The organism is Scatolibacter rhodanostii, assembly GCF_900197595.1.
GTDB classification, from domain to species: Bacteria; Bacillota; Clostridia; order Oscillospirales; family Acutalibacteraceae; genus Scatolibacter; species Scatolibacter rhodanostii.
In genome coordinates this window covers 355,081-369,210 of the sequence record NZ_FZLO01000001.1, presented here as the reverse complement: position 1 = coordinate 369,210, position 14,130 = coordinate 355,081, and the positions used below count along the sequence as shown (strand labels likewise).

Sequence of the window (14,130 nt, the reverse complement as noted above, 5' to 3'; positions counted from 1 at the left end):
AGTATACACTTTTTTTGCTCTCACGTCAAGATATTGAACCAAAATGAATCCGTTAAATTCACTGTATTTTAAGCCCTGCTTGTCCATCATAAATGATTTTCAAACCTTCAATTAAAAAGGTCTCACTATAAGGAATTTTTCTCCTGCAATTATGGACAACTTCTCTGGCGTGTCCACCTGTCGCAATCACATCACATTTTTCACCCAATTCTTCTTCAATTCGCTCACACATTCCGTCAAGCATAGCAGCTGAACCATGGATAATACCCGATTGAATGCAGTGAGTGGTATTTGTCCCCATTACTTGTCGCGGTGCTTTGGCCGCAACAGAAGAAAGCAGTGCAGCGTTGCTGACTAGCGCATCCAATGAAACACCTAAACCGGGCGCAATGACAGCTCCGCAAAAACGTCCTTGCTTGTCCAACACAAGCATTTTGGTCGCAGTACCCATATCAATGATAATACAAGGCCATGTGCAGAATTTTTTTCCGGCTATACAATCTGCCAGTAAATCCGCTCCTGTTTCTTGCGGCATATCTGTCACAATTTCAAGGTCATGTACCGTATCAGTCCCTACAATCACACAGTCAATTCCAAATAGCTTTTGCACTGCTGCGGGAATATCGTGAGATAATTTAGGAACAACCGAGCTCAAAATTGCTCCGTCAATATCTTCACATTTTACTTGATGCAATTCAAGTATTAGACGAATTTCAACGGCGTATTGGTCTTCCATTCTTTTATTGTCTGTCGCAATTCTGGACACAAACAAGAGCTTGTTTTCTTGGTATACGCCCAAAGTAATATTGGTATTGCCTACATCAATTGCCAATAACATAATTTTCCCTCCCAATTATTGAGAATGTTATTATTCTATCACTTTTTTTGCAATACGAAAAGACTTAGAGAAATTTAACTGTAAAAACAGCAAAAATAAAGGTCGCCAAGTCCCCCAAAAGTGCTACTGGCACCGTATAATATAACTTTTTATAATGAGTGGCACCAAAATAAACGGCAATCGCATAAAAAGTGGTTTCGGTTGCCGCAGACATAACCGATGCTATTTTACCCGTTTCACTGTCCGCTCCAAATTGATTGAGCAAGGAAATGGTATAAGCTGACGAACCGCTTCCTGAAACAGGACGCAACAGTGCCAGCGGAATTAAATCTGCTGAAATGCCCATGCGTTCTGAAAACGGTTTGACAGCCATCGCAAACGCTTCTAAAAGACCTGATTCTCGGAGCATCGTGACCGCCATCATCAAACCTATCAGTGTGGGAAGAATTCTAATCGTATTCTGTAACCCTTCTTTTGCACCATCCAGAAAAATATCAAAGACATCTATTCCCTTTATAAAGCCATAGGATAAAATAACAGCAATTAAAATTGGCAAGGCTGCCATACTTAGTGTTTCCATAACGATGACCTTTCACACATTTTTGCCGCGGTAATACAAATAAGGAGAGCTGACAGGGAGGTAATCCAAATATGCGGCAAGACTGAAAAAGGAGCTGCGCTGCCAGCACTGCTACGAATGGCAGCCATATTAATCGGCAAAATCTGTAAAGAAGCTGTATTGATAATGACAAATAACATCATCCCTTTTGTGGGGCGGTTTGTTCTATTCTCTGCTTGCATGGCAGTCATAGCCGCCAGTCCAAGCGGGGTGGCAGCATTGCCTATCCCCAACAAATTAGCCGAAAGATTCATGCAAATTTTCCCTTTAATTTCGTAATTATCGCGATATTCAGGGAACAATCGGTTAATGATAGGAGATAAAACTTTAGCAATCAGCAATGTTAACCCACTTTTTTCTGCTATCTTTAAAAAACCCAACCATGCACACATACTTCCTAATAAAAAAATAGAAAGCTCAACTGCTTTACTCGCTCCATCCATGACGGCTACTGACAAAGCTTCGATATTTCCCGAGAAAACCGCATAAAAAACACTGGCTAATATCATAAAGAACCAAACATAATTTAACATTTTTACCTCCTTTTAACGTTTTACTCGTTGACTTTTTTCCTTTAAAAGGGTATCGTATAGCTATAGAAACTTCATTTACAGAAAGGATTTCCCCTATGTTATTTGGTGATAAAATTTTAAACTACTGGGATGATATCTTAGCTGATCTCTCATCCTTAATTGCAATTCCATCCGTTTCCGTCAAAGGTGACTCTGTTCATCCTTTTGGAGATGAATGTGCCAAAGCCATTGATTGTGTAATGGACATGAGCCAAAAATATGGCTTAAAAGCGAAAAACGTTGATTATTACGCTATGCATGCCGAATATGGTGAAGGCGAAGAAAATGCCGTTGTCATGGCTCACGTTGATGTTGTGCCTGTCACTCCCGGTTGGGACACCAACCCTTTTGAGGCTGTTATAAAAGATGGCAAGTTATTCGGCCGTGGCGCTATTGATGATAAATCTGGAGCAGTTATTGCTTTACACTGCCTGCGTGCCTTAAAAGACGAAGGCGTTCAGGGTAAACGTAAATTGCGTGTTGTGCTTGGTTCTAGCGAAGAAACCGGTATGGCTGACATGGATTATTACTTTGACAAAGAACAAATTCCTACTATGGGCTTTACCCCCGATGGAGAATACGGCATTTGTCATTGCGAAAAAGGAAACTTAGATTTCAATTTCTCGTTTAAAAATGATTCAGAAGTGATTAAAATCTTTGAAGCCGGAACGGTGCTAAATGCTGTTCCTAATTCAGCCAAATGCGTTATTAGTTGCACAGAAGCTGAAAAAGAAAAGCTAAAGGCTTTAGTCGCAGAATATGACGGTGCTTTTACTCTATCAGGCGACGCAGAGGAACTGACTATTCTTTCTCACGGTGTTGCAGCTCACGCTTCACTTCCCGAGCTTGGTAAGAATGCTATTAGCCTTTTAGTTGATTTGTTATATTTGGTTTTTGGCAGCCGCATTGGCACACTCTTCAGTTTTGTGCATCAATATATCGGCATGACCTGCGATGGGTCTCAAATTGGTGTTGCTATGCAAGACGAACCCAGTGGCGCTCTTACTTTTAACTTGGCAATTGCCAAAGCCGACTCAACCCACTCTGAAGTCGGAATTGATATTCGCTTTCCCGCTACTAAGACGATTGAAGATGTACGCAGTATCTTGGCAGAAAAAGCAGAAGCAGCAGGCATAACCTTTACAGTCCTCAAAACTGCTGAACCACTTTATTTACCCAAAGACAGTAAAATTGTAAACATCTTATCTTCTACCTATGAAGATGTCATGCAAAGCCCTTGTACAATATATTCAATGGGCGGCGGCACTTATGCCAAGAAAATGCATAATGCAGGTGTTGCTTTTGGCCCTGTTTTTGAAGAAAAGCCAAATGAGAGTGCTCATATGATTAACGAATATGCTGATCTTGAAGAATTAAAGAAGCATGCTCGCATTTGTTTAGAAGCAATGTATAGGATGTTGGTGACTGAATGAGTGACAAGTACAAGTTGATTACGCCTGATGATATCTATAAAAACGAAGCAGTTCACGCTTATATTAAAGCAGGCAATCAAAACCTTGGTGCTATCGGACTCACCGAACACGGCTTTGCTCATGCAAAACGCAGCAGCAATTACGCCAGAGATATTCTAAAAGAGCTTGATTATCCGCAAAGAACCTGCGAGCTCGCGGCCATTGCAGGTTATATGCATGACATAGGCAATGTTATTAACCGCAGCGACCATGCGCACAGCGGTGCTATGATGGCTTTTCAGGTTCTTAACAATCTGCAAATGCCCCCTGATGAAATTGCCATTATTTGTGCAGCCATTGGTCATCATGATGAAAAAACAGCTTATCCTGTCAACGAAGTCGCTGCCGCTTTAATTCTTTCTGACAAAACCGATGTACGCCGTACACGAGTTAGACATGATGCTGTGATCGACGTTGATATTCATGACCGTGTCAACTACGCCGTTGAAAAAGCTTCTTTTGACATTGATGCCAAGCAGAAAATCTGCATTTTTGACATTACCATTGCCACAGACATTTGCCCTGTCATGGAATATTTCGAGATTTTTCTTGAAAGAATGGTTCTTTGTCGAAAAGCAGCACAGTATTTTGATTTGCAATTTGAGCTAGTCATCAATCATACACGCTTACTGTAGTCTACAAATATCTTAAAAAAAGCCAAGAGCCTTTACACAATCATGTGTTTAGGCTCTTGGCTTTACTTTTTCTTATCTCAATTTCTCAATTTTCATTCAATATATGCTCACCAGTTGACATTCCATTTTTCAAGATAACCTTCTCCATTGTCAGATACTTTACAGCTTCCCTGCTTATTCATTGATTCAAATTTACTCTCGAGAAGCTTGTAATAATCATCTGAAGGAACCGGTAAAGTCTGCGAGCCGTTTTGCCAAGCTGAATAATACGCTGCGTTTAGCATTTCTACTGAGATAACACCTTCTTCACCAGGAGAAATCAGCTTTTCTCCCCATCGAATGGCATTTGCAAAATTTTGAATAATCGCCATATGCCCTTCTTTTTCTCCTGCAACGTCAATAGAAATTATATCAAAGTCACTTTTTTCTGCATTTGACTTATAAAAAACCAATGTATTATTCTCAGCAACCAGTTTACCTCCGGTTCCTGTAATTTCAAGTCGATTGGTTCCCGGATAATCCCCAGTTGTGGCGATAAACACGGCACTTCTTCCGTCATCGTATTCTGCAAACAAAGAGGCCTCATCTTCCACTTCAATATCGTGGAACTTTCCAAATCCACAAAAAGCGGTCATCTTTTGCGGTGCTCCAAATATCCACTGCCATAAATCAAGATTGTGCACAGCCTGATTAATTAGTACACCACCGCCCTCTCCTCTCCAAGTAGCACGCCAAGAGGAGGATTCATAATACTCCTGCGTGCGATACCAATTTGTAATCAGCCAGTTCAGACGAGTTGGAATCCCAACCTCTCCATTCTGAATCATTTGTCGCATGGTCGAAAAAATTGGACTAGTGCGCTGATTGAACATAACCGAAAACACAACCCCTGCTTTGTTCGTTTCTTTATTCATCTCTTTTACTTGAGCAGCATATACACCTGCAGGCTTTTCACTTAAAACATGAATATTCCGTTTAAATGCTTCCATTGCCATTGGCGGGTGTAAATAATGCGGTGTGGCGATAATAACCGCATCAATACCGCTTTCAAGCATTTTTTCATAGCTCGCAAACCGCTTTACTGTAGGCATTTCTTCCTCTGCCCATGCAAGTCTTTCCGGTGAGCTGTCACAGACTGCGACAAGCTGCATACAGTCAATTTTATTGTTAAATATACTTTTTGCATGAACTGAACCAATATTGCCTAGTCCTACAACAGCTGCTTGAACAGTATTAATGTTAATATATATCATCCTCTTTCACAAAAGTGATTCAAACTCAAAGTCTCTTGCATTACAGTAACTATACCCCCGAATAAGCCGAAAAACCTCCGTCAACCGGAATCACTGTGCCTGTTACAAACCCTGATTGTTTGGCATTGGTTAACCACATAAGCGTACCCAACAGTTCTTCTGGTTCTCCAAAGCGTTTCATTGGTGTTGCAGCAAGAATCTTTTCAGTTCTAGCGGTGGGCTCGCCATGCTTGTTAAAGAGCAGTTCTCTATTTTGATTAGTGACAAAAAATCCTGGTGCAATAGCATTCACACGAATCCTTTGTTCTGCAAAATGCACAGCCAACCACTGAGTGAAATTTGAAACCGCAGCTTTAGCGGCACTGTATGCCGGAATTTTAGTTAGTGGCGTGAATGCATTCATAGATGATATGTTGATTATACAGCAATCATCACGTCCTAGCATATCAGCCGTAAAAACTTGCGTAGGAAGAAGCGTTCCTAACATATTTAAACTGAAAACAAAATCAAATCCAGCTTTGTCTATATTGAAAAAGGATAATAACTGGTCGTCATCAATGTCCCCGGTTTCATAGGTTTCCTTTGTTGTTGTGGCTTTTGAATTATTTCCGCCCGCCCCATTTATCAATATATCACATTTGCCAAATGTTTCATTGACGATTGCATGAGCGGCAGACAAGCTTTCACGAGAAAGTACATCTGCCTTGATTCCAATTGCTTCGCCACCTGCTTTTCGAATGCTTTCAGCTGCTTCTTTCACCGCCGTTTCGTTTAAATCCAGCAAGGCTACACGGCATCCCGCCAAGGAAAGTGATTTGGTAAAGGCAGAGCATAGCACCCCGCCTGCGCCCGTAATTACTGCTGTTTTATTAATATAAAAACCCAATACAACCATCCCTTCCTTTTGTCATTTGCTTTATTGAATCAAATCCATCTTTCAGATATTTTATAGCTATCCAGAAACACACTCTACATTATTTACCTCTGATGAATTCATTCATAAATTGAAATATCTTGCAGCATTCTCATAGCATATTCCTTGAACCAAATTTGATAAAATCTCGTTGTCGTTTGTAAGCTCACCCTTCTCCACTTCTCCTCCAATCCAATTGCAGAGAATGCGACGAAAATACTCATGGCGAGTATAGCTTAAAAAGCTGCGACTATCGGTAAGAAATCCAATAAATTCTCCTATAGGGAGCATACTGGCATAGGTGGTAAGCTGTTCTCTCATACCGTTTATACTGTCATTAAACCACCATGCACTTCCTTGCTGAACCAAATTGCCGAATGCTCCACAAAGAGTACATAAAGGCGCATTGTCTCTGGGATTGACCGAGAATAGCAACGTTCTTGGCAAGATATCATCCTGATATAGTCTATCTAAAAACCGTGTTAGTGCCGGTATATTTTCTCCTGTACCCATATTGTCAAAGCCTCTATCAGGACCTAATCGCTCATACATTTTGCTATTGGTATTTCTCAGAACACCAAAATGAATCTCCATCACCCAACTTCTTTGGGAATATTCTTTCGCAAGATGGTAGAGCAACGCAGCACGAAATTCATCTTCCTCTTTAGCTGTGAGTATTATACCTGACAATCTCTTCTGCATTGCCGCATCAGCTTTTATCTCGTCTGGTTTCTCATCAGGAATACGTGTCATGCCGTGATCAGAGGCCCTACACCCCAGTGCTTCAAACACATCCATGCGATGAGAGAGTGCCTTTTTAAGCTCAGCAAAGGTACGAATATCTATCTTTGCTGATTTGGAGAGCATTTCAACATATTCCGTGAAATCAGGCTTTTCAATAGCAAGTGCTCTGTCAGGGCGATACGCTGGCAGCACCTTGATAGCAAAGGTTTTATCCATCGCTATCTCTTTGTGCCATTGCAATGAATCGGCCGGATCATCTGTGGTGCAAATGGCCTGCACTCCTGACATTTCCATTATTTTTCTGCGTGGAAGCTTTTTCAGGCGCTCATTTGCTTTTTCCCATATCATCGCTGCCGTTTTATCCGTCAACGGCTCATCAATCTCAAAATAGGTAGACAATTCAAGGTGTGTCCAGTGATAAAGGGGATTACCTATAAGCTTTGGCATACAAGATGCATAGGCAAAAAACTTATCCTCATCGCTCCTGTCTCCTGTAATCAATTCTTCAGAGATTCCGCAAGCACGCATCGCGCGCCATTTATAATGGTCTCCATATAACCATGCTTGGGTAATATTATCAAAACATTGATTCTCCCTTATTTCTTGTGGACTGATATGACAATGATAATCAATGATTGGCTGTTGTTTTGCTACTTCATGAAACAATTGTATAGCAGTTTTATTATGCAATAAGAAGTCTTTGTCCATGCTGTTCCCTCCCAAAGTGAATTAATTGCTTAAAAAGAATTGCTCATATCGGATGCGATAGAACCGGATACCACTTTTTTAACTTTGGAGTTGTCTATATGCTTTTTGAGCTCGGAATAAAACAATTCCTCGTCAATAGGTAGTGTGACAGTAGAATTTGTCCACGCTGAAAGATGAATGGCATTGGCAATCGTCAATCCGCTGATTCCTTCACTTCCATCGGCGACTAACGGCTCACCGCGAAGTATAGCTCCTGCAAATGCATTTAAAACACCCACGTGCTGCAAACTTTCTCCGTCTGTTTCAATTTCTCTGTATTCTACTTTTGGTTTGCCGAATGATTCGCTGCTAGTTTGGGTGAATTCTGATTCAAAAACTTCATTTTTCCAAAGTAGTAGCTTACCGTTCTCTGCGACCAGTTTACCCCCGTCAAGGGTGATTTCAAACCGGTTTGTACCTGGGGTATCGCCTGTAGTTGTGACAAAAACACCGGTTGCCTTATTCTCATATTCCACAAAGCAAGTGACATCGTCTTCTACCTCAATATCGTGCCACTTCCCAAAATACATTTTTGCGGTAATTGTCTTTGGCATACCACAAATCCATTGCCACAAGTCTAAATTGTGAGGACATTGATTTAGGAGAACCCCGCCGCCTTCTCCTGCCCATGTTGCCCGCCAACCACCAGAATTATAATAATTTTGAGTGCGATACCAATCGGTTATAATCCAGTTGGTGCGTTTTATCTCTCCTAGCTCGCCACTTTTGACAATCTCACGCATTTTGCGGTAGATGTAATCCGTTCTTTGATTAAACATCATCCCAAAAACCACATCAGATTTTTTAGCGGCTTCATTCATTTCTCGCACACTTTTGGTAAAGACCCCCGCCGGCTTTTCGACCATCACATGAATGCCTCGCTCAAAACAAGCATGGGCATAGGTGGGGTGGTCGTAGTGCGGTACACTGACAAGAGCCGCATCGATAAGACCGCTGTCCAGCATTTTTTCTGCATTTTCAAATATAGCAACACTAGGAAGAACAGATTTCGCCCATTCCAATCTTTCGGGATTCACATCTGCCACAGCGGTCACTTCAATTTCAGGACACTTTCCGCTTATGATATTAGTGATGTGGGCCGTTCCCATGTTTCCTACCCCAATTACACCAAGACGAACTTTTTTCATATTCAAAACCATCCTATCTGTTTATTGGTTGAAACTCATTCCAGTCCTTTGGATTTAAGGAACTCGAAGCTACGTTTTAAGCAATCAAAAGGGTCTTCTCCGTTACAATCATCTTGTTCTACCAAAACATATTTTGTGCCGGCATATTCACAAGCTTTTATAATTTCGTCCCAGCAGAGATTACCTTCTCCTACCGGAGCCATCAGCTGTTTTTGCCCCACAATCTGCATGTCTTTAAAATGCACGCAGTTTACCTGTCCCGCAAGCTTTCGAATCCAGTTTGCGGGATTTCCACCCGAATATTGCACCCAGTATGTATCAAGGATAAATTCGAAAGCGTCCTTTGGAAAATCAGAAAACATTCTCTCTAAAAGCGTAACACCATCAAATTTTTGAAATTCAACATGGTGGTTGTGATACCCAAATTTCACACCCACTTTATTCATTTCGTTGGCAGCTGAAATAAAATCCGCACAGAAATTTTTGTAGTCTTCCATTCCATTTTGAAAGCCACCCGGTGCCATACCCAATCCCACTATTCCGCAGTCAAAAACTTGATGATTTTGGGCTACTTCTAATGGACTCGACTTAATCAAATCACCATTCGTGTGAGTTACCGGACAAACCAAACCGTTTTTCTTGAGCTGTTTGGCAAGCCATTGTGGTTCATAAGCGCAAGTAGCCGAAACCTGCACTGCTTTATACCCGATATCCGAAACCCGTTTCAGCGTTTTTGCAAAATCATCTAAGTTGGTTGTGAATTCTCGAACTGTAAATAATTGCGCACCTATCATCATCATTTTCACCCTCCGCCAATCCTAATTTTAATACAATTTCGAAATCACTTCTTTGAGAGCCGAAACTGCGGCATCAAAGGCAGCCCTTTGTGACGGATAGGAGAACGATACCTCCGTTTTATTTTCACTCTCAAGCTCACTTAATCCCACAAAATTTGACAAATGCGGTTCCAACGTCAAAACGTTTCCGCCATCCTGCCTATATCTTGTAAGAATCTCTGGAATACAGCCAATACCCTTACCGGCTGGTACCACAGTACCGTCTGCCAAGGCATCTTTAATATGGAGATAATCCACATAGGGATGGAGAATCTCCCAAGCATCTAGAACATTTTGCCCTGCTTGAATAAAATTTGCCGGATCGAAAACAGCTTTAATACTTGAAAACTTCTCATGTATTTTCAGACATTCAGGCGCCTTTTCACCCCAAATATCTTTCTCGTTTTCATGGCACAGCACAAGAGGAAAATCTTTTGCCGTATCACAAATTTTGTTCAGCCTTTCAAACACTTCATCGCGTGCTGCATTACTATTATCTGCGCCATAAAAGCTGAACAGGCGAAATCTTGACGCTCCCAAGATTTCTGCAAGCTCACACATATGTTTAAATTCATCTAAATGGGCAGAAAAATCATCTGTCAGCTTTATCTTGCCTGTGGGCGAGCCCATTGACCATACTTTTATTCCCGCCAAATCCAGTTGCGCTCTCACACTCTTAGCCTTTTCCTTGGAAATAGCCGCAATATTTTCTCCGTCAACTCCTCGTATCTCTAAAAATTTAATTTTGTTGTCTGTAAGTGCTTGTATCTGCCCTGAAATTGCTGAATCTGCTTCATCGGCAAACGCACAAAATGAAAAATTCATAGCATAACCGCGCCTTTCCATAATAAATCTATTAACTTTAGCCAACATTTACCTTTGAGACAAAGTATAACTCTTGCTTATTAACAATACAATTGCAAAAATCAGAAATAGATATTGTAAATATCGTGTATGTCGTTTAATATTAAGTTATCACTCTATAGGGGGATTAAAAATGTCTTATTTTCATTTTGAATGTTCTGATACTTATGTCCACCATACGCTTGACGAAATTCCGGACAAATCTTCCTTCCCTATGCATGTACATGAACACAACGAGCTCTATCTTTTTTTAAAAGGGCGTTGCTCCTTCTTTGTTGAAGGACGCAGATATCCCTTGGTTCCGGGAAGCCTTATTCTTTTAAGAGCTGGAGAAACTCATCGCATTCAGATTCTTGAAGACACGCCTTATGAACGTATGGCTATCCATTTCTCTGACCGACTAATCTCTGAAGTTGATCCTCAAATGAGAATTTTAAACACTCTCTTCCACGGTGAACTTGGTAAAAATAATCTATATGACCCAAAACAATTTAATACTCATCTTATTCACAATGCACTTCTATCTATTTCTAAATCCGGAAGAAATAAAGAACTAGATGAATACGAGGGCAAAATGCTTATTCGATGCAATTTACTACCTGTCCTTTATGAACTGTGTAAAAATACAAATCAACATAAAGCTGAACCTATAAAATCCTATGCCGATTCTGCTGTTACCAAGGCAATTTCTTATATTAATGCCAATCTAACTAAGGAGCTTAGCCTATCACAGATTGCAGAACTCTGTTTTTCAGAGAAATCTTATTTGAATAACCAGTTTAAGAAATTCACCGGTTCAACCATATGGGATTACATTATTATTAAGCGACTTATGTTAGCACGACAGCTAATTAAAGATGGTGTATCTGCCTCGGCAGCAGCGTATTCTTCCGGATGGAAAGATTATTCTTCCTTTTATCGTCAATATAAGGCAAAGTTTGGTGTTCATCCCAGCTGCAAAGAGAAAAATATTTACATTCGATGAATCTTAAATTTTTATTTATCTTTTCGACTGTTTTATCGCTTATTTTTCTATTTATTCCTTTTTGTTACATTTATTTACATATTTATATTGTATATATAGAAAATCTTTATTATAATAGTTTATAATAAAGATTTTTAATTTAGACTAGATTTATTAATTTGACGGACAGTTATCTCATAGTTTCTAGATTAGTTTTAGTCTTCTTAAAATCCAGCAAAAACTTTCTGCGCAAACGGTAAAAAAGATATAAAGAAGCGACTTATAAAAACTGGAGGAATTAAAAATGGACAAAGAAAAACAAAAGAAAAAGCTTTTTCAAAAAAAAATTTTGAAAGAAAGTATCATGAAAAAATCAATTAAGAAAAAGCTTCTAATCGGCATTATTAGCCTCTCCATTACTATTACTATAATTTTAGGGACTGCAAGTGGTTTTTTACTATATCGAGAAACACAAAACAATATAGAAACAAGGCTAACCGAAAATGCAAAAGCTTACAGCCAAGCAGTGCAAAATGCTATTCAGGTCTATAAAACTGAAATTGAATCGGTAGCTGCAAAATCTGATATCACTGATAAAAGCAAGACCTTAGATGAAAGAAGAGATATTCTGGCTAAAATGGCAGAGCAATATGGCTTTTTAGAAATAGAGCTGGTGGATGAGAAAGGGCTTACCACCAATAATGCAGATATCAGCGAGCGCGAATATTTTCAACAAGCTATGGCGGGTAATACTTACATCTCGAGTCCATTTCTTAGCAAAGTTAGAAATACCATGATATTAAATATTGCCACCAAAATTAATAATGGCAACGGTGACGGTGTAGTTTTTGCTTCTCTCGACAGCACTACTTTTAGTAATATGATTCGTGACGTTGCTGTTGGTGACTCCGGTTATGGATTTATAGTAGATAAATACGGAAAAATAGTGGCACATGATGATCAAGCCACAGTTGACGCTGAAACCAATTACATCGAGATGGCTGAAACAGATGCCAGCTATGCGGGTGTAGCGCAGCTTGTTCAAGACATGACCGCATTAAACTCAAACGTGGAAACTGTCAACTTTAACGGCAAACATGTTAGCATCGGCTACACCTCGATACCCAACACAGACGGGTGGTCTATTGGCATTTGCGCTACACAGTCCGAACTAATGGTAAATTTTTATTGGGCTATTGGCATTACACTTGGCTTAAGTATCCTATTTATTTTATTATCTATCATGATGGCTTTACGCATAGCAACTCCCATTGTCAAACCGGTTACAAATTTAGTGAATCGCATTGTGGCCTTATCGGAAGGCAATCTGCACTCTGAGGTTCCTGAGGTACATACAGGCGATGAAATTGAAGTTTTGTCTCAATCCTTTACTGTAACAGTGCAAGCGCTAAACAGCTATATTGAAGAAATTTCTTTTATTCTTGGACAACTAGATCAGGGAGACTGCACAGTTGAAACAAAGCAAGAATATAAAGGTGATTTTGTTCAAATAAAAGATTCCCTTAAAAAAATAATTACGAACCTAAACACAACTTTCACAGCTATTCAGGATTCTGCCAGTCAGGTGGCGTCTGGTTCAGATCAAGTTTCTTCTGCTGCGCAGGCGTTGTCTTCAGGTGCAACAGAACAGGCTGCTACCGTAGAGGAATTAGGCGCATCCGTTGCAAGTGTCGCGCAACAGGCTGAATACAACACAAGCAGCGTTAGTAATGCTACCAATTATGTAGAGCAAGCTAGTAACGGATTGGCTGAAAGTATTCAGCGCATGGAAAAACTGAGTGCCGCTATGAATGAAATCAGCGAATCCTCGCAAGAAATTTCTAAAATCACCAAACTTGTAGAAGATATTGCTTTTCAAACCAATATTCTTGCCTTGAATGCTGCCGTGGAAGCAGCACGTGCCGGCAGTGCTGGAAAGGGATTTGCCGTAGTGGCTGATGAAGTCAGAAACCTAGCTGCTAAGTCAGCGGAAGCAGCTAAACAAACTGCCGCATTGATTCAAAAATCAGTTGTGTCTGTTTCTGAAGGAGAGCAACTATCTATAGATGCTCTCAAGCTTTTGGATGTTGTTTCTGAAAAGTCCGGATTAGTAGATCGCTCTATTCGAGAAATTGAGTCATCTTCTATCGAGCAGGCATCTGCCATTGAACAGATTAACCAAGGCCTTTCTCAAGTATCTGCCGTCGTGCAAAACAATGCGGCTACTGCGGAAGAAAGCTCTGCTTCTAGCGAAGAGTTAGCAGCACAAGCGCAAATACTGCAAACAGAAGTCAGCAAATTTAAACTTGTTGCAGCAGAAAAACGTTCCGGTAGTTTTTTAGATGAAAGCAGTCTTGCATCTCAAACTAATCCTACTGAAAACACCCTTAATGATGTTTTTTCAGATAGCACGGGCAAATACTAATTTATAATGCTTGTTTCAATTATATTAGCGCTAAAAATTCGAGAATTATAAAAACAAATGAATTGATTACCGTTATTTTGCCCTTTTATTCAATCTAAAT

General features: G+C 40.1%; 13 protein-coding genes. 4 read left to right on the top strand and 9 right to left on the bottom strand.

Annotated features, from left to right (window positions below):
• Positions 1 to 58: 58 nt before the first annotated feature.
• From CS931_RS01695 to CS931_RS01685, 3 genes are all read right to left on the bottom strand, one after another.
• On the bottom strand, positions 59 to 838 hold the full coding sequence (locus CS931_RS01695) for a type III pantothenate kinase (protein ID WP_099204028.1): 780 nt from the start codon (positions 836 to 838) through the stop codon (positions 59 to 61).
• Positions 839 to 902: 64 nt separating this feature from the next.
• Positions 903 to 1,418 carry a spore maturation protein gene (locus CS931_RS01690; RefSeq protein WP_242964872.1) on the bottom strand — a complete coding sequence of 172 codons (516 nt, stop codon included), beginning with the start codon at positions 1,416 to 1,418 and terminating at the stop codon, positions 903 to 905.
• Positions 1,406 to 1,990: a nucleoside recognition domain-containing protein gene (locus CS931_RS01685; RefSeq protein ID WP_099204027.1), complete on the bottom strand. Its 585-nt coding sequence runs from the start codon at positions 1,988 to 1,990 to the stop codon at positions 1,406 to 1,408. Before CS931_RS01685 ends, CS931_RS01690 begins: the two co-directional genes overlap by 13 nt.
• A 95-nt stretch (positions 1,991 to 2,085) precedes the next feature.
• On the opposite strand from CS931_RS01685, the gene CS931_RS01680 reads away from it, so the two are divergent.
• Both CS931_RS01680 and CS931_RS01675 read left to right on the top strand, forming a co-directional pair.
• Positions 2,086 to 3,462 carry a Sapep family Mn(2+)-dependent dipeptidase gene (locus CS931_RS01680; protein ID WP_099204026.1) on the top strand — a complete coding sequence of 459 codons (1,377 nt, stop codon included), beginning with the start codon at positions 2,086 to 2,088 and terminating at the stop codon, positions 3,460 to 3,462.
• Positions 3,459 to 4,136, top strand: coding sequence for an HD domain-containing protein (locus CS931_RS01675; RefSeq protein WP_099204025.1), 678 nt, complete (start codon positions 3,459 to 3,461; stop codon positions 4,134 to 4,136). Before CS931_RS01680 ends, CS931_RS01675 begins: the two co-directional genes overlap by 4 nt.
• Positions 4,137 to 4,243: 107 nt before the next feature.
• Here CS931_RS01675 and CS931_RS01670 read toward each other — a convergent pair whose 3' ends face one another.
• The 6 genes from CS931_RS01670 to CS931_RS01645 all read right to left on the bottom strand — a co-directional run bounded on the left by CS931_RS01670 (position 4,244) and on the right by CS931_RS01645 (position 10,602).
• Positions 4,244 to 5,389 carry a Gfo/Idh/MocA family protein gene (locus tag CS931_RS01670; RefSeq protein WP_099204024.1) on the bottom strand — a complete coding sequence of 382 codons (1,146 nt, stop codon included), beginning with the start codon at positions 5,387 to 5,389 and terminating at the stop codon, positions 4,244 to 4,246.
• A gap of 49 nt (positions 5,390 to 5,438) precedes the next feature.
• Positions 5,439 to 6,275 (bottom strand): SDR family oxidoreductase, encoded by an 837-nt coding sequence (locus CS931_RS01665; RefSeq protein WP_242964871.1) that lies wholly within the window; start codon positions 6,273 to 6,275, stop codon positions 5,439 to 5,441.
• 111 nt (positions 6,276 to 6,386) lie between these two features.
• Positions 6,387 to 7,754 (bottom strand): glucuronate isomerase, encoded by a 1,368-nt coding sequence (uxaC, locus tag CS931_RS01660; protein WP_099204022.1) that lies wholly within the window; start codon positions 7,752 to 7,754, stop codon positions 6,387 to 6,389.
• 29 nt (positions 7,755 to 7,783) lie between these two features.
• Positions 7,784 to 8,941, bottom strand: a complete 1,158-nt coding sequence (locus CS931_RS01655; protein WP_099204021.1) for a Gfo/Idh/MocA family protein — start codon at positions 8,939 to 8,941, stop codon at positions 7,784 to 7,786.
• A gap of 35 nt (positions 8,942 to 8,976) precedes the next feature.
• Positions 8,977 to 9,741, bottom strand: a complete 765-nt coding sequence (locus CS931_RS01650; protein WP_099204020.1) for a sugar phosphate isomerase/epimerase family protein — start codon at positions 9,739 to 9,741, stop codon at positions 8,977 to 8,979.
• Positions 9,742 to 9,765: 24 nt separating this feature from the next.
• Positions 9,766 to 10,602, bottom strand: a complete 837-nt coding sequence (locus CS931_RS01645; RefSeq protein ID WP_159459714.1) for a sugar phosphate isomerase/epimerase family protein — start codon at positions 10,600 to 10,602, stop codon at positions 9,766 to 9,768.
• A 172-nt stretch (positions 10,603 to 10,774) separates the two neighbouring features.
• On the opposite strand from CS931_RS01645, the gene CS931_RS01640 reads away from it, so the two are divergent.
• Both CS931_RS01640 and CS931_RS01635 read left to right on the top strand, forming a co-directional pair.
• The gene (locus CS931_RS01640; RefSeq protein WP_099204018.1) at positions 10,775 to 11,626 is read left to right on the top strand and encodes an AraC family ligand binding domain-containing protein; all 852 of its coding nucleotides are present in this window, start codon (positions 10,775 to 10,777) and stop codon (positions 11,624 to 11,626) included.
• A 283-nt stretch (positions 11,627 to 11,909) separates the two neighbouring features.
• A complete protein-coding gene (locus tag CS931_RS01635; protein WP_099204017.1) occupies positions 11,910 to 14,030 on the top strand; it encodes a methyl-accepting chemotaxis protein in 2,121 nt (706 codons plus the stop codon).
• Positions 14,031 to 14,130: the final 100 nt, after the last annotated feature.

Excerpts from the sequence above, each read along its gene's own strand:
- uxaC (WP_099204022.1), bottom strand. The coding sequence starts at position 7,754 with ATGGACAAAGACTTCTTATTGCATAATAAAACTGCTATACAATTGTTT.
- CS931_RS01670 (WP_099204024.1), bottom strand. The coding sequence starts at position 5,389 with ATGATATATATTAACATTAATACTGTTCAAGCAGCTGTTGTAGGACTA.
- CS931_RS01690 (WP_242964872.1), bottom strand. The coding sequence starts at position 1,418 with ATGGAAACACTAAGTATGGCAGCCTTGCCAATTTTAATTGCTGTTATT.
- CS931_RS01650 (WP_099204020.1), bottom strand. The coding sequence starts at position 9,741 with ATGATGATGATAGGTGCGCAATTATTTACAGTTCGAGAATTCACAACC.
- CS931_RS01685 (WP_099204027.1), bottom strand. The coding sequence starts at position 1,990 with ATGTTAAATTATGTTTGGTTCTTTATGATATTAGCCAGTGTTTTTTAT.
- CS931_RS01655 (WP_099204021.1), bottom strand. The coding sequence starts at position 8,941 with ATGAAAAAAGTTCGTCTTGGTGTAATTGGGGTAGGAAACATGGGAACG.
- CS931_RS01695 (WP_099204028.1), bottom strand. The coding sequence starts at position 838 with ATGTTATTGGCAATTGATGTAGGCAATACCAATATTACTTTGGGCGTA.
- CS931_RS01635 (WP_099204017.1), top strand. The coding sequence starts at position 11,910 with ATGGACAAAGAAAAACAAAAGAAAAAGCTTTTTCAAAAAAAAATTTTG.
- CS931_RS01680 (WP_099204026.1), top strand. The coding sequence starts at position 2,086 with ATGTTATTTGGTGATAAAATTTTAAACTACTGGGATGATATCTTAGCT.
- CS931_RS01640 (WP_099204018.1), top strand. The coding sequence starts at position 10,775 with ATGTCTTATTTTCATTTTGAATGTTCTGATACTTATGTCCACCATACG.
- CS931_RS01645 (WP_159459714.1), bottom strand. The coding sequence starts at position 10,602 with ATGAATTTTTCATTTTGTGCGTTTGCCGATGAAGCAGATTCAGCAATT.
- CS931_RS01675 (WP_099204025.1), top strand. The coding sequence starts at position 3,459 with ATGAGTGACAAGTACAAGTTGATTACGCCTGATGATATCTATAAAAAC.